Consider the following 25,187-nt stretch of genomic DNA (forward strand, 5'->3'; position numbering starts at 1 on the left):
ATGGGGTGAGTGCCGAATGTGACCGCGATCAAGCGAAATGAGCTGCCTGACGACGTCTACATTCCGTTCGTGGAGACGCTTTTCCGCGACGGCTTCACGCTTGCTATAGGCATTTCCGCACAGACGGCCCTCATGTGCATCGTGGGGGCGAAAACCGGAAATCCCTCCTATCTGGTTCTGGCTGCTGTTCTGGTGCTTGTCGGTATCGTGCGCGTCATGAACATGCGCCGCTTCGCTGCCCTGCCGCCCATCGAGACGCGTCAGGAAGCATATCGCCGCGAAACCCGCTACATCATCTACGGGGCCATGCATGGTCTCGTTCTGGGCACTTTCTGCCTTACTGCGATCTATACCGCACAGGATGAGTTCGCCGAGATTGCCGCGGTCTGTATCGTGCTGGCCACGGCGACAGGCATTGCCGGCCGGAACTACGGATCGCCGAGGATGGTCAACATCCTGATCCTGACGCTGGCCTGCCCGATGGCTCTGGGCTTCATCCTGCGTGGTGACTTCTACCACGTGGCGCTGGGGCTGCTCTCCGCGCCCTTCCTGCTGGCGATCCATCGCTATGCAGATACGGTGCGGGACGTGCTGTTCACGGCGATCTCGGCTGAAAAGCTCGCCAACCGGCTGGCTCAGCGTTTCAACCGGGCGCTCAACACCATGCCGCACGGGCTCATCATGCTGGACCCGGACGGAAAGGTTGTGGTGGCGAACGCCGAGGCGGCCCGTTTGCTCTCGATCCATTCGCCTGACGATCTGCTGGGACGTTCGGTCCATTCGCTTCTGATGCGTGGGGTGGTCAGCGGCATGCTGACCCGCAAGGACTGCCAGCTTGTCGAAACGCAGCTGACGAAAGCGCTGCGGGAGGGCCGCGATCGCAAGGTTCTGGTGGGTTTTGCAAATGGCCAGCACTACGAGTTCTCGGCCCGCGAAGGCAGCCAGGAACTCGGCGTCATCACATTCGAGGATGTGACCGCCCGCGTCGAGGCGGAGGAGCGCATCCGCTTCATGGCGCGCTACGACAGCCTGACCGGGCTGGTGAACCGGGCCTATTTTCATGAACTGGTCGAGGAAAGCCTCAGCACGGGCGATCAGAAACGCTACTGCGCCATCGCAACCATCGATCTGGACGATTTCAAGAGCGTCAACGATACCGTGGGCCATCCCGTGGGTGACGGTCTCATCTATGCCGTGGCGGAGCGGCTTGCGGAGTTTGCCGCACCGGGCATCCAGATAAGCCGTTTCGGTGGCGACGAATTCATTCTGTTCTTCGACAGGGTTGAGAGCGAAAGCCAGTTCACCCGCATGATGGACGAGATTTTTGCCGGACTGAAAGGCGAGGTCGATGTCGCCGGCCATGTGCTGCGCATTCAGGTGAGCGCCGGTGCCGTCCTGTCGCGGGTTGAGTTCAGCGAGGTTGACGAAATGATCGTCAAGGCCGACCTCGCACTCTACAAGGCCAAGGAACTCGGCAAGAATGGCTGGCAGCTGTTCGAATCGTCGATGGATGCGGCGTTCCGCGACCGCCAGAGAATGAAGGCGGATCTGCGCGCGGCCGTCGAGGCGGGCACGTTGCGCGTCGTCTATCAGCCGATCGTCACCATGGCGACCATGCGCATTTCCGGCTGCGAGGCTTTGTGCCGGTGGGACCATCCGGCGCTGGGCCCGGTGTCGCCGGGCGTCTTCATTCCGCTGGCTGAGGAAATGGGCATCATCTCCCAGATCAGCACCTTCATGCTGAATGCCGCCTGTGCGGAATGCATGAAATGGCCCGAGCATACCAATGTCTCGGTCAACCTCTCCGCCAAGGACTTCCGCAACAGCGACGTCATTCAGAAAGTGCGCAATGCGCTGGAGGCTTCCGGCCTGCCGCCGCACCGGCTTGAAGTCGAGGTGACGGAAACGGCGCTTCTGGACGACAAGTCCGAGACGCGCCAGCTTCTGCAGGAACTGAAATCGCTGGGCGTAAGGATTGCTCTGGACGATTTCGGCACCGGGTATTCCAGCCTCAGCTACCTGCACAAGCTGCCGCTGGACAAGGTCAAGATCGACCGCTCCTTTCTGTCCGACGTGACGCAGAATCCCCGATCGCTCGAATTGCTCAAGGGCATCGTGGCCCTGTCGCGATCGCTGGGGCTTGCCGTGACCATTGAAGGCGTCGAAACCTTCGAGCAGTTGCGTATTCTGTCGCGACAGGTCGAACCTGAACTGGTGCAGGGGTTCCTGTTCGGTGCGGCGCTCAGCGCATCCGGCATCGAAACCATGTCGACGGCGCGCTGGCCCTTCGCGCACGACGAACTGGTGGCTTCCGGCGCAACCCGCAAATAGCATCCGCCTTCAAGGCCCGGCTCAGCCACCGGCTGCTTCCCTTATACTGCGATGTCGTTTTATTAAGGTTAATTCCGGGTAAAACAGGATTTCTTTAATTAAAACTTTACTGATGTGTTCCAACCCTTACCGTGCTTTGAGAGCGGCATGACAGAGGGTAAGCCGATGGTGACCCGGCAGTTGAAGCTGGATGCGGACGCGGAACAGCTAAAGCCGGGCTTATCCGGCTCGGCCTTCGCCAACAAGGTATTCGAACTGCTCGACCGATCCGAATATCGCCGCTGCGACAAGGGCGAGGATCTGGAAGACATATACCGGCTGCGCTACAAGGCCTACCGGTTCAACGACATGGTTCCGGACGCGGATCGGCGCACGATCATTGATGAACTGGACGATGCTCCGAACGTTTATCGTTTCGGTGTCTATGTGGACCAGAATCTGGTTTCCACCATGCGCATTCATCATGTCACGCTGGAAACGCCGATATCGCCCTCCGTTCAGGCCTTCGGGGATATCGTGCGCCCCATGCTGGAAGCCGGCGACACTTTCGTGTGCATGAGCCGTTTTGCCTCCGATCCGGAACTGGCGCGCGCATATCCGCATCTGATCTACGTGACGTTGCGGCTGGCGGGCATGGCCTGCATCTATTTCAATGCGCCATACGGGCTTTCCACTGTGCGGGAAGACCATGCCGGCTTCTACCGGCGCATCTACAATTCGGAACAGATCAGCGAGCCGCGCGGCTATCCGGGCGTGTTCAACAAGGTGGTGTTGTTCCGCACGAACGCCATCGAGAACCGCGAGCGCTACTATGCGCGCTTCCCCTTCTTCCGCTCGACCGAAACCGAGCGTCGCCTGCTATTCGGCAAGGTGGGGGCGGGGGAGTTGCAGCCGCTGACCATCCTGCCCAGCGCCCGCTATCTGCACCACGCCGCGTGATCTCGGGCCGCGTGATGCGGGGCTGTCTGGTCTGAAGCAGGTCGTCCGGAAGCGGAGCCGTTTTACCGGCTCCCCTGATAGGCGATGCGCCACAGCGTGCCGCTGCCGTCCTCGCTGACGATCAGGGCGCCGTCGCGGGCCATTGCGACCCCGACCGGCCGTCCCCACACGGAGCCGTCGGAAAGGACGAAGCCCGTCATGAAATCCTCGTAGGCGCCCGTCGGCCGGCCATTGTCGAACAGCAGGCGCACCACCTTGTAGCCCGTTATCAGGCCCCGGTTCCATGAGCCGTGCAGGGCAACGAAGGCATCTCCGCGATAGTCGGCAGGGAACTGGTCGTCCTCGTAGAAGGCGATGCCGAGCGGCGCGGAATGGGCCTGGATCAGCACGTCCGGCACCGTCACCTTGTCGGCGAGATCGGGCCTTGAACCGGCATGGCGCGGGTCCTCATGATTGCCGATGTAGTACCACGGCCAGCCGTAGAATGCGCCTTCGCTTACGCTTGTCGCATAGTCGAAGGGCAGGTTGTCGCCCAGGCCGTCGCGCTCGTTGACGGCGCACCACAATGCGTCCGTGGCCGGCTGCAATGCCAGTCCCGAACAATTGCGCAGTCCCGTCGCAGCGATCCGCCGGTTTGCGCCATCCGCGTCGAAGGCGAGCACGGCGGCGCGGTCGGTTTCGGAACCCCAGCCTGCGCCGGTCGGCTGCGCGCTTCGCCATGCGTCCAGCCCTCCGGGCGCCTCGCCCATGCCGGAGGCGACATTCGATTGCGAGCCGACCGAGACGTAGAGCGTTTCGCCGTCCGCGGAGAAGGCGAGGTCGCGGGTCCAGTGGGCTCCGGAAGGAAGCTCGGCAATGATGACCTCGGGTTCGGAAGAGGCTTCGAGGTCGCCGCTTTTGTAAGGGAAGCGAACGACGCTGTCGGTGTTGGCGACATAAACCCATTGCGGATCGTCGGCGGGATGGAAGGCGATGCCGTAGGGCTGGTTCAGCCCGCCGGCAAAGACGGAGTTTTGCACAGGCTGCGCGCTGCCGTCTTCTAGGCGATAGACCGACACCTGATCGGCGCCGGATTCGGCAACGAATATGTCGCCATTCGGGGCCACGCGCACGATACGCGGCCCGCCGAGGCCGGAAGCGATCATGTGTGCGGAAAAGCCCTGTGGCAGTTGGGGGCTGACATTTTCCGGCGGGCTGACCCGCCGCGCGCTGTTGGAGGTGGACTCTGTCGCAAAGGGAGCGGGAAGGTCCTGCGGCGTGAAATGCCGCCGAATGCCCGGCCTGTCGTCCCGCCAGCCGCCGAACGCTGCTTCGCCGGTCAGCGTCGCGCCGGTTTCCTGTCCCATCGCGGCAGTGCCCGCCAGCAGGACCGAAGCCGCCGCGACCCGTTTCATGAGGTGGATCATGCCGTCCTCCTTCCCCTGTCGACCCGTCAGGCGGCACTTTAGGAAAGCGGGCGCGGCGATGCATCACACGAGGGCGTGATGTGGCGCGCCTTTTTCAGCGCAGCATGCGCGAGACGAGCTGTGCGGTATAGTCGACCATCGGCACGATGCGGGCATAGTTGAGCCGCGTCGGGCCGATGACGCCGAGCGCGCCGACAACGCGCGCCTCCGCGTCGCGATAGGGCGCCACCACCAGCGACGATCCCGACAGTGAGAACAGCTTGTTCTCCGAGCCGATGAAGATGCGCACGCCGGGGCCCTCTTCGGCGAGGTTGAGCAATTGCAGTAGTCCGTCCTGCGTCTCCAGGTCATCGAACAGGTTTTTGAGCAGTTCCATGTCCGCCTGCGCGGTGATGTTTTCCAGAAGATTCGCCCGGCCGCGCACGATCAGCCGCGCCGGAAGGTCGCTTTCGGTTCCCGCCCACACCGCCAGCCCCTTTTCCACCAGCGCCTGCGACAGCGAATCGAGGGCCGCGCGCGTTTCTTCCTTGATGCGCGAGATTTCCGTGCGCGCCTCGGCCAGCGTGCGTCCGCGGATGTGGGCGTTGAGGAAGTTGGAGGCCTCGTGCAGTTGCGAGACGGTAACGCCCGCCGGCAGGTCGATGATGCGGTTTTCCACATCGCCGTTCTGCGAGACCAGCACGGTCAGCGCCTTTGTCGGCTCAAGCTGGATGAACTCGATGTGCTTGAGGGCCGCCTCGCTCTTGGCCGCCAGCACGACGCCCGCGCCGCGCGACATGCCGGACAGCAACTGGCTCGCCTCCGTCAGCATGTGTTCCAGTGAAGTATCGTTGCCCGAGGCCTTGATCTGCGCCTCGATGCTGCGCCGTTCCTCGTCGCCGAGGTCCCCGATCTCCATGAAGGCATCGACGAAGAAGCGCAGGCCCGCCTGCGTCGGCAGGCGCCCGGCCGAGACATGCGGCGCGTAGATCAGGCCCAGATGCTCCAGATCACTCATCACGTTGCGGATCGTGGCCGGCGACAATGTCGAGGGCAGGATGCGCGACAGGCTGCGCGACCCCACCGGCTCGCCGTCCTTCAGGTAGGAATCGACGAGACGCCGGAAGATCTCGCGCGAGCGCGTATCCAGCGACTGCCACTGTGATGGGGGAAGTGGCGGTGTCGGGGCTGAACTGTGCTTTGTCATGTCGTACCTCTATACAAAGGATATAGACGCGGCGGGCGCCAGTGCAAGCGAGCCGTTTTCCTTTGCGCAAGCAGCCGTGGAGGGCTACAAGCCCGCAAAATCTCAGGATCGGCAAAATCACAGGATTGGAAAGACACGACATGCGCCCCTCCAAACGCCAGCCAGACGAAATGCGCGCCATCTCCTTCGAGCGCGGCTTTTCAAAGCACGCCGAAGGTTCCTGCCTCGTGAAATTCGGCGATACCCATGTGCTGTGCACGGCAAGCCTCGAAGAGCGGGTGCCGGGCTGGATGCGCAATTCCGGCAAGGGCTGGGTCACGGCCGAATATGGCATGCTGCCGCGTTCGACGGGCGAGCGCATGCGCCGCGAGGCTTCCGCCGGAAAGCAGGGCGGGCGCACGCAGGAAATCCAGCGTCTCATCGGCCGCTCGCTGCGCGCCGTCGTCGATATGCAGGCGCTGGGCGAGCAGCAGATCACCATCGACTGCGATGTGCTTCAGGCCGATGGCGGCACCCGCACCGCCTCGATCACCGGCGCGTGGATCGCGCTGCATGATTGCCTGCGCTGGATGGAGGCGCGCCAGATGGTGAATGTGCAGAGGGTGCTGAAGGATCACGTCGCCGCCATCTCCTGCGGCATCCATGATGGCCAGCCGGTCATCGATCTCGACTATCTGGAGGATTCCGCAGCCGGCACCGATGCCAATTTCGTCATGACCGGCAAGGGCGGCATCGTCGAGATTCAGGGCACGGCCGAGGGCGAGCCCTTCACCGACGCGCAGTTCGCCGAGCTGATGGGGCTTGCCCGCAACGGCATCGCCCGGCTGGTCGAGTTGCAGAAGCTGGCCGTCGCCTGAAAGCTCTGATGCCATGAAGCCTGCTGCCGTCCTTGAATCCGCGCTCTACGTGACCGATCTTGCTGCCGCCGAGGCTTTCTATGGCGACGTGCTGGGTCTGGAACGGATTGCGAAGGTCGAGGGACGGCATGTGTTCTTCCGCTGCGGGCAGGGCGTGGTGCTTTTGTTCAACGCCGGGGCGACGATTGAGCCGCCCGCGCCCGGGGCGCGGCTGCCGGTGCCGCCGCACGGCGCGACAGGGCAGGGGCATCTGTGCTTTGGCGCCAGCGCCGATGAGATCGACGCATGGAAGAGCCGGCTGGAAGCGGCGGGCATTGCCATCGAAGCCGATTTCGAGTGGCCAAACGGTGGCCGTTCCATCTATATCCGCGACCCTTCCGGCAATTCGCTGGAATTCGCCGAACCGCGTATCTGGGGGCCTGTAATGCATCCTTTGGACAAGAAGATCGTCGTCGCCAGCCACAATGAAGGCAAGCTGCGCGAATTCGCCGACCTGATGGCTCCGTTCGGCTTCGAGGCGAAGTCGGCGCGCGAATTCGGTCTGCCCGAGCCGGATGAAACGGGCACCACCTTCGAGGAAAACGCCTATATCAAGGCTTTCGCGGCGGCAAAGGCCACCGGCCTGCCGGCCCTTTCCGACGATTCCGGCCTGTGCATCGATGCGCTGGACGGCGATCCGGGCGTCTACACCGCTAACTGGGCCGAAAAGCCGGATGGCAAGCGCGATTTCGGCATGGCCATGGAAAAGGCCGAGGCCGCCATGCAGAAGGCGGGCGCGGTGGAGCCGCGGCAGCGCACGGGCCGTTTCGTTGCCGTGATCTGTCTTGCCTTTCCCGATGGCGAGGCGGAATATTATCGCGGCGAGGTGGAAGGCCATCTGGTGTGGCCGCCACGCGGCGAACTGGGGTTCGGCTATGATCCGGTCTTTCTGCCCGATGGCTATGACAGGACCTTTGGAGAGATGACGGCGGAGCAGAAACACGGCTGGAAGCCCGGCACGCCCGAGGCGCTGTCGCACCGCGCCCGCGCCTTCCAGAAGTTCGCCCGAGCACGATTGGGAGTGGCGTGACGCTGGATCGCTCACCCGGTTTCGGGGTCTACCTCCACTGGCCGTTCTGCGCGGCCAAGTGCCCTTATTGCGACTTCAACAGCCATGTGCGCCATCAGAAGGTCGATCAGCAGCGCTTCGTGCGCGCCTTCGCCGCCGAAATGGCATCGATGCGGGCACGCACCGGCCCGCGCGAGGTGACGTCCATCTTCATCGGCGGCGGCACGCCCTCGCTGATGGAGCCGGCAACCGTGGATGCGATATTGGAGGAAGTCGCCCGCAACTGGACGGTTCCCGCAGGCATAGAGGTAACGCTGGAGGCCAATCCATCGTCGGTCGAGGCGGAGCGTTTTCGCGGCTATCGCGCCGCCGGCGTCAACCGCGTCTCGCTGGGCGTGCAGGCGCTCAACGATGCCGACCTGCGGTTCCTCGGCCGCCTGCACAATGTTTCCGAGGCGCTCCATGCGATCAGGCTGGCGCGCGACATCTTCCCGCGCCTGTCTTTCGATCTCATCTATGCGCGGCCCGGCCAGACACCGGAGGCGTGGGAGGCTGAGCTGAACGAGGCGATCGGCCATGCCGCCGATCATCTGTCGCTCTATCAGCTCACCATCGAGGAAGGCACCGCCTTCCACAAGCTCTATGCAGCCCGCAAATTCGAGATGCCGGTGCCTGATCTCGCCGCCGATCTCTACCAGCTCACGCAGGAAGTCACCGCCGCGCGCGGCCTGCCGGCCTATGAGGTGTCGAACCACGCCCGCCCCGGCGCGGAAAGCCGCCACAACCTCGTTTACTGGCGTTATGGCGAATATGTCGGCATCGGTCCCGGCGCCCACGGCCGCTTCGTGGAAGACGGCACACGCACCGTCACCATCGCCGAAAGGCATCCCGAGACTTGGGCGGAACTGGTGGAGCGGCAGGGCCATGGCATCGTCGATGGCGAGCGGCTGACCCGCGAGGAAGAGGCCGATGAATTCCTGATGATGGGCCTGCGGCTGGTCGAGGGCATCGACCTCGCCCGCTTCGAGACCCTGTCCGGGCGCACGCTGCCGCGCCGCCAACTGTCCATTTTGCAGGAGGAGGGGCTTGTCGCCCCGGTCGGCAATTCAGGCCTGCGCGCCACGCCCTCCGGCATGATCGTGCTGAATTCGCTTGTCGCCGAACTGGCGCGATAAAGTATTTTGCAGCCAGACGGAACCGTCTGACATCGCACAAATGCGGCCAAAGAAAACAAGCCGGAGCAGCGTTCGTCAGAACGCCCGCTGCTCCAGATCGCTGTGCGTCCATACGGACGCACAAAGGACGATCTGAATTATCGATACAGTATCGGACCGAAGCTCTGAAGACTTTCCTTTCGCCGACCGTCGTTCCAGTATGGCGGCCGACAATCTGGCGGTGCATCGCATGAACCTTTCCTTTTCCTCGTGGCAGTTCTGGGCGCTGCTTTCGGCCGGTTTCGCGGCCCTTACCGCCATTTTCGCCAAGGTTGGCGTGGAAAACGTCAATTCCGACTTCGCCACGCTGATCCGCACGGCGGTCATCCTGCTGGTCATCGCCGCTATCGTCATGGCCACCGGGCAGGCGCAGCCGCTCGGCTCTATTTCTGGCAGAACCTACGTATTTCTGGCGCTGTCGGGTCTGGCGACGGGCGCCTCGTGGCTGTGCTATTTCCGTGCCCTGAAGCTCGGGCAGGCGGCGCAGGTCGCGCCCATCGACAAGCTGAGCGTCGTTCTGGTGGCCGTGTTCGGCGTGATCTTTCTGGGCGAGCGCCTGTCGCTCGCCAACTGGCTCGGTGTCATGCTCATCGCGGCCGGTGCCGTTCTGGTCGCCTATCGTTAGGCGAAAAGCCGCTCAGCGCGAGATCGAGAAAACGCTTAGCCCCTCGACGCCTTCCTCGATGCTGTGCCACCCCATCTTTTGGTAGAAGGGCGCAAGATGCGGTTCGGCACAGAGATAGACCGTGTCGAAACCTCGCGAAAATCCCTGCTCGACGGCGGCGAGCACGAGCTTCGTGCCGAGTCCGCCCTTGCGCGCTTTTTCCTCGACCCAGACGGCGGCAACCCATGGCGTGTAGTGTGGGCGCTCATCGAGGTCGCTGGCGATCAGATGCGCGCAGCCGTAAAAATCCGGACCTTCATGGGCAACCAGCGAAAGCGGGATGTCCTGTCCATCCATGCATTCGCGCACCATGGCCTCGATCTCGCTGAAGGCGACACCCTGTTCGCGCCACCATGCCTGCCAGACGCGATCGGCGATGGTTTCGGCAAACTTCGGCTGATCGCGCAGATCGGAAATCGCGGGGAGGGAGGCTGTCATGGGTGTCTTTCCGCGAGCTTTGGTTGTGGCGGCTTGTGGCACGAGCTTTGCAAAGCGCGCAAGCCATGCCAAACCGTCCTTCTGAAAAAGGACATGGCATGGATTCCGGGACTTCGAGACGCTCCTTCCTGATCGGACAGGCCGAATTTCCGGCACGCCCGCTGGAACCTGCGCTCTATCTGGTGGCGACGCCGATCGGCAATCTGGCCGACATCACCATCCGCGCGCTGGAAACGCTGGCGGCTGCCGATGTGCTTGCCTGCGAAGACACGCGCGTGTCGCGCGTGCTTTTGGAGCGCTACGGCATCCGCCGCCGCACCACAGCCTATCACGAGCACAACGCCGCTGATGCCGGCCCCCGGCTGATGGCGGCGCTGGAGGAGGGCAAAAGCGTTGCGTTGATTTCCGATGCCGGCACGCCGCTGGTCTCCGATCCGGGCTACCGGCTGGTCGGCGAGGCATTGGAGCGCGGCCTGCGCGTCGTGCCCATACCGGGGCCGTCGGCGGCGCTCGCGGCCCTCACAGTCTCCGGCCTGCCTTCGGATGCCTTCCTGTTCGCGGGTTTTTTGCCGGCCAAAGCTGGCCAGAAGCGTACGCGGCTGGAGCAGTGGCAAGCGGTGCCGGCGACGCTGATCTTCTTCGAATCGCCACGCCGTTTGGCCGATACGCTCGATGCGATGGCGCAGGTTCTGGGCGCGGAACGGCGGGCAGCCGTATGCCGCGAGCTGACCAAGACGTTCGAGGAAGCCCGCCACGGAACCCTCGGGGAGCTGGCGGCTCATTATGCCGCCGCCGACACGCCGAAGGGCGAGGTCGTCATCTGCGTCGGGCCGGCGGCGGATGAGGATGCTGCGCCTGCCGATGTGGATGCGCTTCTCATCGGCCTTGCGGCTGAAATGCCGGCTTCGAAGGCAGCCGCTGAAGCGGCCCGCATGACAGGCCAGCCCAAGCAGGAGCTTTACCGTCGCCTTCTTGCCCTGAAGGAGGGCGGCGGTGGCTGACGCTCCGGCCCCCCGACCCAACGACAATCGACGCAAGGACAATCGCCGCAAGGCCGCCTATCGGCGCGGCCATTACAGCGAATGGCTGGCCGCGCTGGCGCTGATGATCAAGGGCTACCGCATTCTGGAACGCCGTTACCGCACGCGGCTCGGTGAAATCGACCTGATCGCGCGGCGCGGCGATCTGGTGCTCATCGTCGAGGTCAAGGCGCGGCGCTCGCTGGTCGATGCGATGGAGGCGATCGCGCGCCAGTCAGAACGCCGCATCGAAGCCGCCGCCGATATCTGGCTGTCGCGCCAGCCGGACTATGGCCGCTTTTCCCTGCGCTTCGACATGGTCGCCGTGCTGCCATGGCGCTGGCCGGTGCATGTGGAGAATGTGTTTTACGGGCGGTAGCCGGGGGCAGCGCCTGACTGAATACCCCTCATCCGTTCCGGCAGTCCGTGCCACTCCATCTTCTCCCGCAAGGGGAGAAGGAAAGTGCTGCATGGTCGTCTGTGAAAATAGCCGGGGGTGTGGTTGGCGGTACAGCTGATGCGGGCCAACTTCTTCCCTTGCGGGAGAAGGGGCGCGAAGCGGTCGGATTGGGGTCGTCAGCGCAGGATGCGAAAATCGGCCGGCACGTTCTGCACCCCCGGCGGCAGAATCTCCACATCGCTGACCACGGCACCGCGCGGACCCTGGCGCAGTCGCTCCAGCATTCCGGTGACGGCCTCGTCCGCCCCGCTGAACAGCGCCTTGACGGAGCCGTCCGCTTCGTTGCGAACCCAACCGACAAGACCGAGCCGTTCGGCTTCTTCCTGCGTCCAGTAGCGAAAGCCGACGCCCTGCACGCGGCCCCGGACGCGCACCGTCACCGTGCGGGCGCTCACCGCCGGCTCACCCGCATCGGCAGGCCTCCCTGCGGCTGGGTGGTCAGCTTCTGCACCGGCCATGGACGCGTTTCGGGAACCGTCTCGAACCGAAAACGCGACAGCATGACCGCGAGCGCGATGATCGCTTCCTGCATGGCGAAGCTCGCCCCGATGCACACGCGCGGCCCGGCTCCGAACGGCAGATACTGGTAGCGGTCGATGCGGTCGCGGTTTTCAGGGTGGAAGCGCTCGGGCATGAAGGCATCCGGCGCTTCCCAGAGCTTGCGGTGGCGATGCACGGTCCACGGCATCACCAGAACCTGCGCGCCCTTGGGCAGTTCGAGGTCCTTGTAATGGTCAGTCTCGACCGGCTCGCGGTTGATGGACGGCGCGGGAGGATAGAGCCGCAGCGCCTCCTCGAAGGCGGCGCGTGTCAGCGGCATGGCGTCCAGCCATTTTACCGGATCGGTCTCGCGCGCCAGAACCGTGTCGATCTCCTGCTCGATGCGCTCGCGCTCCCATGGCGCTTCGGCAAGGCAGTAGAGCGTCCAGCCCAGCGCACGCGCCGTGGTCTCGTGGCCGGCACCGATGAAGGTGATGATGTTGTCCTCGATCTCGGCGCGGGTCAGCCCGTCCGGCCCTTCGGCGCGCAGCAGAAGGGTGAGGAAATCGTTCGGCACCCTGTCGCCATCGCGCTCCATGCGCGCGCGCCGCAAGGCCATGGTGTCAGCCACGATCTGGCGGAAATAGGCCATGGTGCGGCGGCCGCGGATGCGGGTGATGCGCGGCAGCCAGTCCGGCGCGCGCAGGAGGTCGAGCGGATCGACCCGGCCCATGGTCTCGAACAGGCGGTCGATCTGGCGGGCGAAGCTGCCCGGTTCGCCGGCGATCTCGCCGGAAAACAGCGTCTCGGCCAGGATCTCGTAGGTCAGCATCGTCATATCGTGGGCGATGTCGAACGTGCCGCCCTGCTCGTAGCGCTCCACAAACGCATTCGTGCAGGCCAGCATAGGCGCGGCAAAGCCGAATATGTGGCGCGGCGTGAACACCGGCGCCATCGCCTTGCGCGACCGCTTCCACACCGCGCCCTCGGCCGTTAGCAGCCCGTCGCGCAGGATCGGCCGCAGAACCATCTGCCGAACGGTGGCCATCCTGTAGTTCTTCGCATTGTCGACCAGCACGTGGCGGATAAGGCCGGGATCGTTGGCGATGACCAGCGGCCCGCCAATACCGCTGATCGAAATCCACGGCTCGTTGTAGGAAGGCTCGCCCCATAGTTCGAGGGGATTGCGGTAGACGATCCGCATCATTTCCAGCGTCGAAGGCGGGCTGGTGCGCGGCTTCGGAGCCGGGGGCACAAAGGGGAAAGGGACTGCTTCCGTCACGGTGGCCATGCCCGATATCTAGGTTCGCCGCGCCCTTGCGTCCACAGCAATTCTCCATCGTGCATGAATCGTGAACGCACCGTCACCCTCGAAAATCAACGGTTCGGGAAAAATCATCTCTTGCCGCAGGCGCATAAAAGGCCCATCTGGCGCTGGTCACTTTTGGTGACCCCGCACATTTCCGGTGAGCCGGACGCTCACCGGAAATGTGCGGGTCTCTTGTTTTTACCGCATTTTCCGACGCCGAAGCGACTTCGCTTCGACTGGAAATGCTCTGGATCACAGGGATTCCTACATTGACGCACAAGCTCAACATCATCGTCGGCAGCACGCGGCCTGGCCGCGTCGGACCGATCTTCGCGAACTGGTTCGTTGAATTCGCCCGCCAGCACGGCAAGTTCGACCCGGTTCTCGTCGACATCGCCGAGTTCAATCTGCCCTTGTTCGACGAGCCGAAGCATCCGCGCCTCGGCCAGTATGAAAACGCCCATACAAAGCGCTGGTCGCAGACCATCGCCGAAGGCGACGCCTATGTGTTCGTGACGCCGGAATACAACTCGATCATTCCCGCGCCGCTGCTCAACGCCATCACCTATCTGTCCACCGAATGGAACTACAAGCCTGCCGGCTTCCTCTCCTACGGCGGCGTTTCCGGCGGCCTGCGCGCCGTGGAATCGGCCAAGCCGCTGCTGGCAGCACTCAAGGTCGTGCCGATCCCCGAAGGCGTGCCGGTTCCGGGCTATCCGCAGTTCCTCGCCGACGGTGAATTCAAGCCAAATGAGTTGATGACCACCGGCGCGACCACCATGCTGGATGAACTCGACCGCTGGGCGGGCGCGCTCAAGGCGCTTCGTTCGCAGGTGAAGGCCGCCGCCGCGGCCTGATACACAGGCACGTCTGAATCCATCATTACCCTGACGACCCCGCCGGAGATGCTCCGGCGGGGTCGTTTTTCAGTGGCAAACTCCTTGGAAAACTTGGAAAAAAGGCCCGGAACGCCTATATCTGGCGGATCGGTGGGCATTCGATTCGCGACGTTTTCGGACGCCCGCCTCCGCGACAGAGAGACGAAAGTATTTCATGAGCGATACGACCGAAAATCAGGCCGCCGCGCCGGCTGAGTACGGTGCCGATTCCATCAAGGTTTTGAAGGGGTTGGATGCCGTTCGCAAGCGGCCGGGCATGTATATCGGCGACACCGACGACGGCTCGGGCCTGCACCACATGGTCTACGAGGCTGTCGACAACGCCATCGACGAGGCGCTGGCCGGCCACGCCGATCTGGTTTCGGTCACGCTCAATCCGGACGGTTCCTGCACGGTGGCCGACAATGGTCGCGGCATTCCCACCGATCTGCATCCGACCGAGGGCGTTTCGGCTGCCGAGGTCATCATGACCCAGCTTCACGCCGGCGGAAAGTTCGACCAGAATTCCTACAAGGTTTCCGGTGGTCTGCATGGCGTCGGCGTGTCGGTGGTCAACGCGCTGTCGGTGTGGCTGAAACTCAGCATCCGCCGCAACGGCAAGATTCATGAGGTGAGCTTCTCGCATGGCGTGGCGGATGCGCCGCTGGCCGTGGTGGGTGAGTACGAAGTCACCAACGAGCCCGGCACCTATGAAGGCCGCAGCGGCACCGCCGTCAGCTTTCTGCCGTCGCCGGACACCTTCAAGGGGGTCATCGATTTCGATTACGGCACGCTGGAGCACCGCCTGCGTGAGCTGGCCTTCCTCAATTCCGGCGTGCGCATCATCCTGACCGACAACCGTCATGCCGACGTGAAGCGTCAGGAACTGCATTATGATGGCGGGTTGGAAGAGTTCGTTAAATATCTCGACCGTGCCAAGAAGCCGCTGATCGACAAGCCGATCGCCATCCGTTCGGAGCGCGATGGCATCACCGTCGAGGTGGCGATGTGGTGGAACGAGAGCTACCACGAAAATGTGCTGTGCTTCACCAACAACATCCCCCAGCGCGATGGCGGCACCCATCTGGCCGGCTTCCGTGGCGCCCTGACCCGTCAGGTGACCGGCTATGCCGATAATTCCGGCATCTCCAAGAAGGAGAAGGTCTCGCTGACCGGTGACGACTGCCGCGAAGGCCTGACGGCGGTGCTTTCGGTGAAAGTGCCTGATCCGAAGTTCTCCTCGCAGACCAAGGACAAACTGGTTTCCTCCGAGGTGCGCCCGGTGGTGGAAAGCCTCGTCAACGAGGCGCTTGGCACGTGGCTGGAAGAGCATCCGGCCGAGGCGAAGGTGCTGATCGGCAAGGTGGTGGAAGCCGCTGCTGCCCGTGAAGCCGCCCGCAAGGCGCGCGAACTGACCCGCCGCAAGGGCGTTCTCGACATCACCTCCCTGCCGGGCAAGCTGGCCGACTGTCAGGAGCGCGATCCCGCCAAGTCCGAACTGTTCATCGTCGAGGGTGACTCGGCAGGCGGCTCCGCCAAGGGCGGACGCGATCGTAAGAACCAGGCGATCCTGCCGCTGCGCGGCAAGATCCTCAATGTCGAGCGCGCACGCTTCGACCGCATGCTGTCGTCCGACATGATCGGTACGCTGATCACTGCGCTGGGCACGTCCATCGGCAAGGACGAGTTCAACCCGGACAAGCTGCGCTATCACAAGATCATCATCATGACCGACGCCGACGTCGACGGCGCTCATATCCGCACGCTGCTGCTCACCTTCTTCTTCCGCCAGATGCCGGAACTGATCGAGCGCGGCCACCTCTATATCGCCCAGCCGCCGCTCTATAAGGTGACGCGCGGCAAGAGCTCGCAATATCTGAAGGATGAGGCGGCTTTCGAGGATTACCTCATCAGCACCGGTCTTGAGGATGCATCGCTCACGCTGGGCTCCGGCGAAGTGCGCACCGGGCAGGATCTGCGGGCGGCCGTCGAGGATGCTCTGGCCGTGCGCCAACTGCTCAATGGCCTGCACACGCGCTACAGCCACTCCGTTGTGGAGCAGGCGGCGATCGCCGGCGGGCTTAATCCGGAGCTGTTCAACGATCTCGGTCAGGCGACCGCCATGGCCGAAGCAATCGCCGAGCGGCTCGACATGATTTCGGAAGATACGGAACGTGGCTGGAAAGGCACCACCTCTCGCTCCAACGAGGGCCCGGGCGGCTATTCGTTCGAGCGCACGGTGCGCGGCGTGCGCGAGGTCGTGCATCTCGACATGGGGCTGATCAATTCGGCCGACGCGCGCCAGCTCGACCGCTTTGCGCCACGTCTGAGCGAGATTTACAGCCAGCAGCCGGTGCTGCGCCGCAAGGAAGGCAGCCAGACGATCTCCGGGCCGCTGGCGCTTCTCGACGCCGTCTTTGCGATCGGCCGTCGCGGACTCACCATGCAGCGTTACAAGGGACTGGGCGAAATGAACGCCGAGCAGCTTTGGGAAACCACGCTGGACCCGAATGTCCGCTCGCTTCTGCAGGTCAAGGTCAATGATGCGTCGGGCGCCGACGAGTTGTTCGCCCGCCTGATGGGCGACGAGGTGGAGCCGCGCCGCGAGTTCATTCAGGACAACGCGCTGAGCGTCGCCAATCTTGACATCTGATCGGGCCGAACTTTATAGAAAAAGCCGCTCCGGATTGCTTTTCCGGCGCGGCTTTTCTTTTTGGTGGCCCGAAGCGGGTGTCTTCAAGGTCTGAGGCGCAACGTCTCGAAATATTTGCGTTCGATCTTCCGAAAGGTTCCGTCGGCCACGATCTCATCGATCAGCCTGTCGATTTCGCTGCCGAGCGCATCGTTGCCATTTGCGACTGCGATCCCCATCTCGGTCCCGAGCGCCGGGTCGGTTATGTCGGGGCCGATCTGCTTATAGGCATCGATCCCGCCATTGCGCTCCATCCACGGAAACATGGCGACAGACTCGGCGAACACCGCATCCAGCCGGCCGTTCTGGAAGTCGAGAAACATGTCGTCGCTTGAAGGATAGGCATGAATGGAGATGGCCGTGCCGAACCGCTCGCGCAGCCAGTGTTCATGCGTGGTCGATGCCTGCACGCCGATGGCGCGTCCGTCCAGCCCCTCGCGGCTAAACTGCAGGTCTTGCTGATCCTTGCGGGCTATCATCAGCCCATAGGAGAAATAGTAGGGCTTTGAAAAGCGTACCTGCTGGTGGCGTTCCGGCGTCATGGTCACCGATGACATCAGCACGTCGAATTTGCCCGCCTGAAGGGCCGGGATCAGCCCGTCCCACTGCACCACCACCCATTCGCAGCGCCGGTGCAGGCGCTTGCACAGCTCTTCGCCGAAATCGTTGTCGAAGCCATGCACCTTGCCGTCCGGTCCGACTGCGTTGAAGGGCGCGTAGGCACCCTCCACGCCCATTCGCAACGGAGGGTCGTCCGCGCGCGCCGCGCCTCCTGCCAGCAGGAGGGCGATTGCGGCGACAAGCGCGGTTTTCATGATTGCGTCCCGTATGGTTGGGGCGAACGCTCAGTCCTTGGCGCGTTCCACGTAGGAACCGTCGGCGGTCATGACGACGATGCGGGTGCCGACGGTGATGTGCGGCGGTACGGCCGACTTGACGCCGTTCGAAAGGATCGCCGGCTTGTAGGAGGAAGATGCCGTCTGGCCCTTGGTGACCGGCTCGGTCTCGACCACTTCGTAAACGGCGCGCTGCGGCAGTTCCAGTGCAATGCCGACGCCCTCATGCACGGAAAGCGTGACCGACATGCCTTCCTGCAGATAAGGGGCGGAGTCGCCGACCACGTCCGCCGACACGGCGATCTGGTCGTAGCTTTCCGGGTTCATGAAGTGGAAGCCTTCGCCATCCTGATAAAGGAAGGTGTGCTCGCGGTCCTCGACATGGGCGCGCTCGACCTGCTCGGTGGTGCGGTAGCGCTCGGACACCTTCACGCCGTCGGAAATGCGGCGCATGTCGAGCTGGGTGACGGGCGTGCCCTTGCCGGGATGGATGTTCTCGGCGGACAGGATCACGTAGAGCTTGCCGTCCTTGTCGACGACATTGCCTTTACGGAGGGAGCTGGCAATTACCTTCACTAGTGTTCTTCCTGAAAATCGTGTTGCGGCCAAACGGCTGTGGCAGCCATAGTGCGCGCTTTAAACTATAAGTGCGCAAATCGCCAGCCGGTTCAAAACCATCAGCTTGAAGACGATCCGAAAATGACAGTAGAAGCCTCTCCCTGGTGGACCCCGCATGTCCATGCCGACCGCCGGCCACGCCTCCTTCTGCGCAACCGCATTGCCGCAGCGATCCGCGGTTTCTTCACATCGCAGGACTTCGTCGAGGTCGACGCGGTGGCCCTGCAGATCTCGCCCGGCAACGAAACGCATCTTTCGGCCTTCGCCACTGCCGAAATCCGGCCGGACGGTAGCGTGCAGCCATTTTATCTGCATACCTCGCCGGAATTCGCCTGCAAGAAGCTGCTGGCCGCCGGAGAGCAGCGCATTTTCTCCATGGGTCCGGTCTATCGCAATCGCGAGCGCTCGGCTCTGCATCATCCTGAATTCACCATGCTCGAATGGTATCGGGTTGGCGAGACTTATGAGAGCCTGATGGGCGATTGCGCGCGGCTTCTGGCGCTGGCCGCCGATCAGGCCGGCGTGCGGAAATTTGCCTTCCGCGATCGCGAGGCCGACCCTTATGCCGAGCCCGAGCGTGTCACCGTTGCCGAAGCCTTCCAGCGTCATGCCGGGATCGATCTTCTGGCGACCGTAGCGGCGGATGGCGGCACGGATCGCGAAGGGCTCCATGCGGCACTGGTCAGGGCCGGCCTGCGCACCGCGCCCGACGACACATGGTCCGACCTCTACAGCCGCGTCATGGTGGAGTGCGTGGAACCGCAACTGGGGCAGGGACGCGCAACCGTGCTGTGCGAATATCCGATCGTCGAGGCAGCACTTGCCCGTCCCGCCGCGCACGATCCGCGCGTGGCGGAGCGTTTCGAGCTTTATTGCTGCGGGGTGGAGCTTGCCAACGGCTTCGGCGAACTCACCGATCCGGTCGAACAGCGCAAGCGTTTCGAGGCGGACATGGACGAGAAGGAGCGCATTTACGGCGAGCGCTATCCGATCGACGAGGAATTTTTGGCCGCCCTTGCGATCATGCCGGATGCCAGCGGCATAGCACTGGGCTTCGACCGTCTGGTTATGCTTGCGGCAGGGGCCGCCCGCATCGAGGACGTGATCTGGACGCCCGTGGCCGGACGCTGGGGCTGATGGCGGCGGTTTTCGCGAAAAGGCCCGGTATCGTCTCCGGGCTTTTTGCGTCGTGGGTCTGGCGATCACAAATCATAATGAGCCGCGCCGCCAGCGCCCGCACAGACCGAACAGAATGCCGGTGATGCAGCAGACAAACGTTTCTGGTCGGCGAACTTCTACTCCGAGGCTTCCACCTTGCCGCCGGAGAACTCAACCGCTGAAAACTCCGGATAGACCTGACGCAGAATGGCAACCTGCTGAAGGTCGTTGACGCGCACGAGATACCACTGGCCTTCGTCCAGCAATGCCAGCGTTTCCGACTGAACCCGCATTGTTCCGGTGGATTCCGAAGTCATGACGGTTTCGGTCGGAATCAGCGCATAGGGGTCGCCATTGGCAAGCTCGGCTTCTTGCAGCGCCTTCATATCCATGCCGAAATCTTCCAGCGTGACGGCGGCAAGTGCGGCCTCCATCTGCTGGATGACCACGGTGCGCAGCGCATCGACCTCGAGGCCGGCCTGCTTTGCGATGAATTCCATCACGCGCGGCGGAATGGTGTTGGCAACTTGCTCATAGTCTTCGTCGCGCATGGCCTTGTCGAAGGTCTCGACGGTCTGCTGCAGCTTGTCCTTTTCCGTATCGGTCAGCGGACGGGCTTCTGCCAGCGTGGAAAAAGCAGCGGAACTGAGGATGGAAATGGCTGCAACAACAGGCAGGAGCAGTTTTACAAGAGGTCTCATCGTCGATCCTTTTTCCTGAGCCCCGCCACTATAGACTGGATGTCGGGGAAATCACCGAACCCGTTGACGGCGACAAGCCATGTGCGGCCAAGATCACCAGAGTGATGGCATTGCCGGTCGAGCTATGCAGTGCCGGTGAAAGTCGCCGGCGCGAAGAAAGTGCTATGGAACACACAGGTCGCCAATCCTTCCGGGGAGCGTCCAAGCTACATTGCATGTCACTGCGGAAAAGCTGAGATCCTGCACCATAGGCCGCATCACAGCACTAAAGTCTGATCGGGGATAATTTGCAAACAAGACATCAGGTGCTTCCCCGCTTTTTAGGGGCAGCGAATGTGTTGATGCTGTTCTCGCCGGGTGGGATAGCTGATCCCGAAGGGCTTCATCAAACGCGCTGGCGGCGATATGGAAACCGGTTCCGCACCGGATCGGGCGATAGCGCCGAAATCAGGCTTGATCGGGCATTTTTCACCCTGCGTAGGGTGAAAATCCTGTTGGCCTCAGGCAGCCTCATCGACATGGGCGATGATCCTCGTGCATCGTGCTCCGAGGGTCCGCATAGGCATCAGCGCAGCAGATAGGCGCCGACCACGAAGGTCAGAATGAAAACAATGAGACCTGAGACGGCGCCGCCTGCAAAGAAGCCGAACGCCATGGCCACCAGAATGGCAACGCAGGCGAGGGTGCAGTATTTGGTCAGGGCAGTGAACATCCTGTAGGTTTTTTCGTGCTCGGAATAATCCATCTGAGCGCCGAGTTCGACAGGACCCGCGGGCAAGTGTTCAGCCATAGGAAATACCCCTCCTAAATCATCTCAAGCGCACATAGCGAAAAGAGCGCCTCAGGGCAATGGCGCTGTTGCCGCACCGCCTGAGCAGCCAATCTTTCTCTGGCTGGCGCAATCAAAGGCCTGTACAGGTATTTTCGCCCGCAGCGGCGACGTGCAAGAAGCGACCATCCACTTTTGAGATATTCACGGACATTTCCATGACGCCCGCAACTTTCCTTGCCTACAGTGCGGCTCTCGGCATTGCGGCGGTCATCCCCGGGCCCGGTGTAACCGCGCTGGTCGCAAGGGCGCTCGGCTCCGGCTTTCGCTCGTCCTTCGCCATGCTGCTCGGCCTGCTCCTTGGCGACCTGTTCTATCTGACGGCGGCCGTTCTGGGGCTGGCTTTCGTCGCCCAGCAGTTCGGCATGGTGTTTACGGCCATCAAATGGTTCGGCGTCCTTTATCTCGCCTGGCTCGGCTGGCGCTTCTGGCGCGAAGGCATCACGCCGGAAAATGTCGAGGCGGGCAAGGCGCGCGGCGGGCTGTTTTCGAGTTTTCTCGGTGGCCTGACGCTGACGCTTGGAAACCCCAAGACGATGGTGTTCTATCTGGCGATCACGCCGACGGTCATCGACCTGAAAAGCATTACGCCATCCGACTACGCGATCCTTGTGGTGATCACGGCTGTCGTCCTGACCATTTCGCTGATGCCCTATCTGGTTCTGGCCTCGCGGGCGCGCTGGTTCCTGTCGTCGCCGCGCGCGCTCAAGATGCTCAACCGCACCGCCGCGACCTTCATGGTCGGCGCTGCGGCCGCAATTGCCGCCCGGCACTAGGGCGTGTCGCTGATCATACGGGTTTGGATTTTTATACTCGGTTTGACTTAAAATTCGGAACAAGTTTCCCTTGGTGTGATTATCTGAGCAATAAAACCGCTCGGATATTGGCGCATGGCACCCTATCTGTTGCGGTAGCCGCCAAGAAAGCTCAATTCCGTGCGAAAGCGAGTTCCATGACCAAGCCAGAAACCTCCATCAAAGCTCCCGGCCGCGGCCGCATCTATGATTCCATCACCCAGACCATCGGCGACACGCCGCTGGTGCGCCTCGACCGGTTCGCGGCTGAGAAGGGCATTGTGGCGCGTCTCGTCGCCAAGCTGGAGTTTTTCAATCCGATCGCCTCCGTCAAGGACCGTATCGGTGTGGCCATGATCGAGGCGCTGGAAGCTGAGGGCAGGATCGCGCCGGGCAAGACCACGCTGATCGAGCCGACTTCCGGCAACACGGGCATCGCGCTTGCCTTCACGGCTGCCGCCAAGGGCTACCGCCTGATCCTGACCATGCCGGAAACCATGTCGATCGAGCGCCGCAAGATGCTCAGCCTGCTTGGCGCCGAGCTGGTGCTGACCGAAGGCGCTAAGGGCATGAAAGGCGCCATCGCCAAGGCTGACGAGCTGGCGGCCACGATCCCCGATTCGGTTATTCCCCAGCAGTTCGAGAACCCTGCCAACCCCGAAATCCATCGCCATACCACTGCCGAGGAAATCTGGAACGACACCCATGGCGAGGTCGACATTTTCGTTTCCGGCATCGGCACCGGCGGCACCATCACCGGCGTCGGGCAGGTTCTCAAACAGCACAAGCCTTCCGTGCAGGTGATTGCCGTCGAGCCTGAGGCTTCCCCGGTCCTCTCCGGCGGCGCGCCGGGTCCGCACAAGATTCAGGGCATCGGCGCGGGTTTTGCCCCGAAGGTGCTTGATACCGCCGTCTATGACGAGATCGTCACCGTCTCCAACGAAGACGCCATCGCCAACGCCCGTCTGGTGGCGCGGCTGGAAGGCGTTCCGGTCGGCATTTCCTCGGGCGCAGCCCTCCAGGCGGCAACCGTGGTCGGCTCGCGCCCGGAGAATGCGGGCAAGACGCTTGTGGTCGTCATCCCGTCCTTCGCCGAGCGCTATCTGTCGACGGTGCTGTTCGAAGGCCTTGGCGGCTGAGCGAACGAAAGCGGCCCGTACCTTGAAGGCGCGGGCCGTTCCTTCATTTCGAGATGCGGAAACTCAGCGGCGGCGCAGATCCGCAGCACGCGGCGCGTGATAGGTGGTGGCGCGGGCTGCGCGCCCGGCCATGTCCACGCCCTTGCGGACGCCTGTGCCCGGAAACCTTCTGTCGGTCATGGTGCCGGCCGTCATGTCCTGTTTCCCATGCGGCGGGACGTGGCGGGGCCAGGCCCGCGCATATAGTGGCGTTCGGGTTTGTATGAAGGCGCGATCATCTCGCGCATGGCTGCGAAAAGGCGGCGCATAAGGTTCACGAGCGTCATGTCTTTGTTCCGTTTCGGACGGTTTTTCCGAAGTGCGGACACCCTACCGACCGAGCATGAATAGGTGGTGAACGCGATCTTAACTTTTCCCGTAAAACGCGCTGCTTCATGACCGGATTGCGGCTGTTTGGCGGTCTTTTCTTGCCCCTGTGCCGATCTCCGCCGACTGTTGCTTTCCGGCCGCATGTCGCAAGCCCGTCGCCACGGCGGTTTTGCCCGACCGCGAAGACAAGCCGTCTTGGTTAAGGCTCAGGCGTTGCCGATGAGAACGCCGGTTGCAAACACCAGCCCGCCACCCAGCACGACCTGAAATGCTGCGCGCAGGAACGGCGTTTCCATGTAGCGTTTCTGAATGTAGGCAATCGCCCACAGCTCGAAGAAGACGATGACGATCGCAACGGTGGTTGCCGTCCGGAAATCCGGGATCAGATAGGGCAGGGCATGGCCAAGGCCGCCCAGCGCTGTCATGAGGCCCGAGGCGAAGCCGCGCTTCACCGGCGAGCCGCGGCCCGAAAGCCTGCCGTCATCCGAGGCCGCTTCGGTGAAGCCCATCGAGATGCCGGCGCCCAGCGAGGCTGCGAGGCCGACGAGGAACGTCTGCCACGTATCATGCGTGGCAAAGGCTGCGGCGAAGATCGGGGCGAGCGTCGAAACCGAGCCGTCCATCAGTCCGGCAAGGCCCGGCTGCACATAGGTGAGGATGAACCGCCGCCGCTCGGTTTCAGCCTCCTCGTTGCGGACGGCGCCCGGAACATGCTGTGCTTCAAGCCGCTGCGCCAGCCCTTCGTGGCTCTGTTCCGCCGCGGCAAGGTCGCCGAGCAGCTTGCGCGTCGAGGCATCGGTGGTGCGCTTCATGGCTTCGGTGTAGAAGGCGAAGGCCTGCCTCTCCATGTCTTCGGCACGGGCGCGCACCTTGTCGATGCCCAGCGGCCGCACCAGCCAGTCGGGCGTGCGCTCATAATAGCCTTTCACATGTTCGCGCCGGATCAGCGGTATGCGCTCGCCGAAGCGCTTGCGGTGCAGGTCGATCAGCGCGGCGCGGTGCCGGTCTTCCTCCTCGGCCATGGCCTCGAATATCTTTGCCGAATGCGGAAAGTCCGCTTCCAGCCCGTCGGCATAGGCCCGGTAGATGCGCGCGTCGTCCTCCTCCGACGAGATGGCAAGTGCCAGGATTTCCTGCTCGGACAGGGACTCGAAGGAGCGGCGGCCGAAGCCGAAAACACGGGAAAGCATGATGATCTCGATATACTTTAGAATTATTCTAAATTAAGTATCGAGGCTGGTGAAGTCAACGGCCTGCCGGGTGCCGTCCTGTCGCAGGGCGCCGGAAAGCGGCGAAAAAACAGATGCGCTTGCGATCCCGATGGCCTACCTGATGGGCATGGCCAAGGAAATCGAACGAAAGTTTCTGGTGAAGAACCAGGCGTGGCTGGCAAGGTCCGAGGCCAGCATCGCCATCGTCCAGTTCTATCTGGCTGTCACCGCCGAGCGCTCGATCCGCGTGCGCATCTCGAACGGCGACAAGGCCCGGCTGACGCTCAAATTCGGCAGCGACCTGAACGTGCGCGACGAGTTCGAGTATGACATCCCGCTGGACGAGGCGCGGGAAATGCAGGCCTTCGCCCTTGGCAAGGTCATCACCAAGACCCGCTATCATGTGCGCCACGCCGGCTACCTCTATGAGGTCGACGTCTTTTCAGGGGATCTGGATGGCCTTGTCGTGGCCGAGCTTGAGACGCCGGACAGGGTGCAGGATGATGCGTTGCCGGACTGGCTGGGGCCCGACATCACCAGTGAGATCCGCTATTCCAACGCCTCGCTGGCGCTGAACGGTTTTCCCCACGACGCACCCTGAAGCGCGGCTT

25 protein-coding genes and 1 pseudogene are annotated in these 25,187 nt (G+C 62.9%); 15 read left to right on the forward strand and 11 right to left on the reverse strand.

What is annotated here, in order from left to right; genetic code table 11:
- Nucleotides 1-18: 18 nt before the first annotated feature.
- Together MIC97_RS15425 and MIC97_RS15430 are read left to right on the forward strand one after the other, a co-directional pair.
- A complete protein-coding gene (locus tag MIC97_RS15425; protein WP_239800746.1) occupies nucleotides 19-2,331 on the forward strand; it encodes an EAL domain-containing protein in 2,313 nt (770 codons plus the stop codon).
- Nucleotides 2,332-2,478: 147 nt separating this feature from the next.
- On the forward strand, nucleotides 2,479-3,270 hold the full coding sequence (locus MIC97_RS15430) for a hypothetical protein (RefSeq protein WP_239800747.1): 792 nt from the start codon (nucleotides 2,479-2,481) through the stop codon (nucleotides 3,268-3,270).
- Nucleotides 3,271-3,332: 62 nt separating this feature from the next.
- Here MIC97_RS15430 and MIC97_RS15435 read toward each other — a convergent pair whose 3' ends face one another.
- Both MIC97_RS15435 and hrcA read right to left on the reverse strand, forming a co-directional pair.
- Entirely contained in the window at nucleotides 3,333-4,616 is a 1,284-nt protein-coding gene (locus MIC97_RS15435; protein ID WP_239801161.1) for a sorbosone dehydrogenase family protein, read from the reverse strand.
- 154 nt (nucleotides 4,617-4,770) lie between these two features.
- On the reverse strand, nucleotides 4,771-5,862 hold the full coding sequence (hrcA, locus tag MIC97_RS15440) for a heat-inducible transcriptional repressor HrcA (protein ID WP_239800748.1): 1,092 nt from the start codon (nucleotides 5,860-5,862) through the stop codon (nucleotides 4,771-4,773).
- Nucleotides 5,863-6,002: 140 nt separating this feature from the next.
- Here hrcA and rph point away from each other — a divergent pair, with 140 nt between their 5' ends.
- The 5 genes and pseudogenes from rph (at nucleotide 6,003) to MIC97_RS15465 (ending at nucleotide 9,606) form a co-directional block, all read left to right on the forward strand.
- Nucleotides 6,003-6,719 (forward strand): ribonuclease PH, encoded by a 717-nt coding sequence (rph, locus tag MIC97_RS15445; RefSeq protein ID WP_183827851.1) that lies wholly within the window; start codon nucleotides 6,003-6,005, stop codon nucleotides 6,717-6,719.
- 13 nt (nucleotides 6,720-6,732) lie between these two features.
- Nucleotides 6,733-7,056 (forward strand): annotated as a pseudogene (locus MIC97_RS15450) (VOC family protein); the annotation flags it as partial.
- A gap of 87 nt (nucleotides 7,057-7,143) precedes the next feature.
- Entirely contained in the window at nucleotides 7,144-7,788 is a 645-nt protein-coding gene (gene rdgB / locus MIC97_RS15455; protein WP_239801162.1) for an RdgB/HAM1 family non-canonical purine NTP pyrophosphatase, read from the forward strand.
- Nucleotides 7,785-8,942: a radical SAM family heme chaperone HemW gene (gene hemW, locus MIC97_RS15460; protein ID WP_239800749.1), complete on the forward strand. Its 1,158-nt coding sequence runs from the start codon at nucleotides 7,785-7,787 to the stop codon at nucleotides 8,940-8,942. Before rdgB ends, hemW begins: the two co-directional genes overlap by 4 nt.
- A gap of 229 nt (nucleotides 8,943-9,171) precedes the next feature.
- Nucleotides 9,172-9,606, forward strand: a complete 435-nt coding sequence (locus tag MIC97_RS15465) for an EamA family transporter (protein ID WP_239800750.1) — start codon at nucleotides 9,172-9,174, stop codon at nucleotides 9,604-9,606.
- A 12-nt stretch (nucleotides 9,607-9,618) separates the two neighbouring features.
- On the opposite strand, the gene MIC97_RS15470 is transcribed toward MIC97_RS15465, so the two are convergent.
- Complete coding sequence (locus MIC97_RS15470; RefSeq protein WP_239800751.1) at nucleotides 9,619-10,083, reverse strand: GNAT family N-acetyltransferase; 465 nt, start codon at nucleotides 10,081-10,083, stop codon at nucleotides 9,619-9,621.
- 98 nt (nucleotides 10,084-10,181) lie between these two features.
- Between MIC97_RS15470 and rsmI the strand changes: the two genes are divergently transcribed.
- Both rsmI and MIC97_RS15480 read left to right on the forward strand, forming a co-directional pair.
- A complete protein-coding gene (gene rsmI, locus MIC97_RS15475; RefSeq protein ID WP_239800752.1) occupies nucleotides 10,182-11,084 on the forward strand; it encodes a 16S rRNA (cytidine(1402)-2'-O)-methyltransferase in 903 nt (300 codons plus the stop codon).
- Nucleotides 11,077-11,481, forward strand: coding sequence for a YraN family protein (locus MIC97_RS15480; protein WP_239800753.1), 405 nt, complete (start codon nucleotides 11,077-11,079; stop codon nucleotides 11,479-11,481). The genes rsmI and MIC97_RS15480 overlap by 8 nt, the downstream gene beginning before the upstream one ends.
- A 197-nt stretch (nucleotides 11,482-11,678) precedes the next feature.
- Here the strand turns inward: MIC97_RS15480 and MIC97_RS15485 are convergent, their stop codons facing one another.
- Nucleotides 11,679-11,957, reverse strand: coding sequence for an acylphosphatase (locus MIC97_RS15485; protein WP_239800754.1), 279 nt, complete (start codon nucleotides 11,955-11,957; stop codon nucleotides 11,679-11,681).
- Nucleotides 11,954-13,333 carry a cytochrome P450 gene (locus tag MIC97_RS15490; protein WP_239800755.1) on the reverse strand — a complete coding sequence of 460 codons (1,380 nt, stop codon included), beginning with the start codon at nucleotides 13,331-13,333 and terminating at the stop codon, nucleotides 11,954-11,956. The genes MIC97_RS15485 and MIC97_RS15490 overlap by 4 nt, the downstream gene beginning before the upstream one ends.
- A gap of 287 nt (nucleotides 13,334-13,620) precedes the next feature.
- Here MIC97_RS15490 and MIC97_RS15495 point away from each other — a divergent pair, with 287 nt between their 5' ends.
- Both MIC97_RS15495 and gyrB read left to right on the forward strand, forming a co-directional pair.
- Entirely contained in the window at nucleotides 13,621-14,208 is a 588-nt protein-coding gene (locus MIC97_RS15495; protein ID WP_239800756.1) for an NADPH-dependent FMN reductase, read from the forward strand.
- Nucleotides 14,209-14,404: 196 nt separating this feature from the next.
- Entirely contained in the window at nucleotides 14,405-16,882 is a 2,478-nt protein-coding gene (gene gyrB / locus MIC97_RS15500) for a DNA topoisomerase (ATP-hydrolyzing) subunit B (RefSeq protein WP_239800757.1), read from the forward strand.
- Between the two features lie 83 nt (nucleotides 16,883-16,965).
- Here the strand turns inward: gyrB and MIC97_RS15505 are convergent, their stop codons facing one another.
- Both MIC97_RS15505 and efp read right to left on the reverse strand, forming a co-directional pair.
- The gene (locus MIC97_RS15505) at nucleotides 16,966-17,736 is read right to left on the reverse strand and encodes a transporter substrate-binding domain-containing protein (protein WP_239800758.1); all 771 of its coding nucleotides are present in this window, start codon (nucleotides 17,734-17,736) and stop codon (nucleotides 16,966-16,968) included.
- Nucleotides 17,737-17,766: 30 nt separating this feature from the next.
- Nucleotides 17,767-18,333 carry an elongation factor P gene (gene efp, locus MIC97_RS15510; RefSeq protein ID WP_239800759.1) on the reverse strand — a complete coding sequence of 189 codons (567 nt, stop codon included), beginning with the start codon at nucleotides 18,331-18,333 and terminating at the stop codon, nucleotides 17,767-17,769.
- 123 nt (nucleotides 18,334-18,456) lie between these two features.
- Here efp and epmA point away from each other — a divergent pair, with 123 nt between their 5' ends.
- Complete coding sequence (epmA, locus tag MIC97_RS15515; protein ID WP_239800760.1) at nucleotides 18,457-19,512, forward strand: EF-P lysine aminoacylase EpmA; 1,056 nt, start codon at nucleotides 18,457-18,459, stop codon at nucleotides 19,510-19,512.
- A gap of 158 nt (nucleotides 19,513-19,670) precedes the next feature.
- Here the strand turns inward: epmA and MIC97_RS15520 are convergent, their stop codons facing one another.
- Both MIC97_RS15520 and MIC97_RS15525 read right to left on the reverse strand, forming a co-directional pair.
- The gene (locus MIC97_RS15520) at nucleotides 19,671-20,234 is read right to left on the reverse strand and encodes a hypothetical protein (RefSeq protein ID WP_239800761.1); all 564 of its coding nucleotides are present in this window, start codon (nucleotides 20,232-20,234) and stop codon (nucleotides 19,671-19,673) included.
- Between the two features lie 565 nt (nucleotides 20,235-20,799).
- Nucleotides 20,800-21,024 (reverse strand): aa3-type cytochrome c oxidase subunit IV, encoded by a 225-nt coding sequence (locus MIC97_RS15525; protein ID WP_183827899.1) that lies wholly within the window; start codon nucleotides 21,022-21,024, stop codon nucleotides 20,800-20,802.
- Nucleotides 21,025-21,221: 197 nt separating this feature from the next.
- Here MIC97_RS15525 and MIC97_RS15530 point away from each other — a divergent pair, with 197 nt between their 5' ends.
- Nucleotides 21,222-21,839 (forward strand): LysE family translocator, encoded by a 618-nt coding sequence (locus MIC97_RS15530; RefSeq protein ID WP_183827902.1) that lies wholly within the window; start codon nucleotides 21,222-21,224, stop codon nucleotides 21,837-21,839.
- Nucleotides 21,840-22,015: 176 nt separating this feature from the next.
- Nucleotides 22,016-22,996: a cysteine synthase A gene (gene cysK / locus MIC97_RS15535; RefSeq protein WP_239800762.1), complete on the forward strand. Its 981-nt coding sequence runs from the start codon at nucleotides 22,016-22,018 to the stop codon at nucleotides 22,994-22,996.
- A gap of 63 nt (nucleotides 22,997-23,059) precedes the next feature.
- Here the strand turns inward: cysK and MIC97_RS25115 are convergent, their stop codons facing one another.
- Both MIC97_RS25115 and mbfA read right to left on the reverse strand, forming a co-directional pair.
- Entirely contained in the window at nucleotides 23,060-23,191 is a 132-nt protein-coding gene (locus MIC97_RS25115; protein WP_275592356.1) for a hypothetical protein, read from the reverse strand.
- A gap of 380 nt (nucleotides 23,192-23,571) precedes the next feature.
- Nucleotides 23,572-24,555, reverse strand: a complete 984-nt coding sequence (mbfA, locus tag MIC97_RS15540) for an iron exporter MbfA (protein ID WP_239800763.1) — start codon at nucleotides 24,553-24,555, stop codon at nucleotides 23,572-23,574.
- A 148-nt stretch (nucleotides 24,556-24,703) separates the two neighbouring features.
- Here mbfA and MIC97_RS15545 point away from each other — a divergent pair, with 148 nt between their 5' ends.
- Nucleotides 24,704-25,177, forward strand: coding sequence for a CYTH domain-containing protein (locus MIC97_RS15545; protein ID WP_239801163.1), 474 nt, complete (start codon nucleotides 24,704-24,706; stop codon nucleotides 25,175-25,177).
- The last annotated feature ends 10 nt before the right edge of the window (nucleotides 25,178-25,187 follow it).

Source organism: Aquamicrobium sp. NLF2-7 (genome assembly GCF_022359935.1).
Taxonomy (GTDB): domain Bacteria; phylum Pseudomonadota; class Alphaproteobacteria; order Rhizobiales; family Rhizobiaceae; genus Mesorhizobium; species Mesorhizobium lusatiense.

Coding starts and splice junctions, on each gene's coding strand:
- MIC97_RS15430 (WP_239800747.1), top strand. CDS start 2,479: ATGACAGAGGGTAAGCCGATGGTGACCCGGCAGTTGAAGCTGGATGCG.
- MIC97_RS15435 (WP_239801161.1), bottom strand. CDS start 4,616: ATGGGACAGGAAACCGGCGCGACGCTGACCGGCGAAGCAGCGTTCGGC.
- hrcA (WP_239800748.1), bottom strand. CDS start 5,862: ATGACAAAGCACAGTTCAGCCCCGACACCGCCACTTCCCCCATCACAG.
- rph (WP_183827851.1), top strand. CDS start 6,003: ATGCGCCCCTCCAAACGCCAGCCAGACGAAATGCGCGCCATCTCCTTC.
- rdgB (WP_239801162.1), top strand. CDS start 7,144: ATGCATCCTTTGGACAAGAAGATCGTCGTCGCCAGCCACAATGAAGGC.
- MIC97_RS15465 (WP_239800750.1), top strand. CDS start 9,172: ATGAACCTTTCCTTTTCCTCGTGGCAGTTCTGGGCGCTGCTTTCGGCC.
- MIC97_RS15470 (WP_239800751.1), bottom strand. CDS start 10,083: ATGACAGCCTCCCTCCCCGCGATTTCCGATCTGCGCGATCAGCCGAAG.
- rsmI (WP_239800752.1), top strand. CDS start 10,182: ATGGATTCCGGGACTTCGAGACGCTCCTTCCTGATCGGACAGGCCGAA.
- MIC97_RS15490 (WP_239800755.1), bottom strand. CDS start 13,333: ATGGCCACCGTGACGGAAGCAGTCCCTTTCCCCTTTGTGCCCCCGGCT.
- gyrB (WP_239800757.1), top strand. CDS start 14,405: ATGAGCGATACGACCGAAAATCAGGCCGCCGCGCCGGCTGAGTACGGT.
- MIC97_RS15505 (WP_239800758.1), bottom strand. CDS start 17,736: ATGAAAACCGCGCTTGTCGCCGCAATCGCCCTCCTGCTGGCAGGAGGC.
- epmA (WP_239800760.1), top strand. CDS start 18,457: ATGACAGTAGAAGCCTCTCCCTGGTGGACCCCGCATGTCCATGCCGAC.
- MIC97_RS15520 (WP_239800761.1), bottom strand. CDS start 20,234: ATGAGACCTCTTGTAAAACTGCTCCTGCCTGTTGTTGCAGCCATTTCC.
- MIC97_RS15525 (WP_183827899.1), bottom strand. CDS start 21,024: ATGGCTGAACACTTGCCCGCGGGTCCTGTCGAACTCGGCGCTCAGATG.
- MIC97_RS15530 (WP_183827902.1), top strand. CDS start 21,222: ATGACGCCCGCAACTTTCCTTGCCTACAGTGCGGCTCTCGGCATTGCG.
- cysK (WP_239800762.1), top strand. CDS start 22,016: ATGACCAAGCCAGAAACCTCCATCAAAGCTCCCGGCCGCGGCCGCATC.
- MIC97_RS25115 (WP_275592356.1), bottom strand. CDS start 23,191: ATGACGGCCGGCACCATGACCGACAGAAGGTTTCCGGGCACAGGCGTC.
- mbfA (WP_239800763.1), bottom strand. CDS start 24,555: ATGCTTTCCCGTGTTTTCGGCTTCGGCCGCCGCTCCTTCGAGTCCCTG.
- MIC97_RS15545 (WP_239801163.1), top strand. CDS start 24,704: ATGGCCAAGGAAATCGAACGAAAGTTTCTGGTGAAGAACCAGGCGTGG.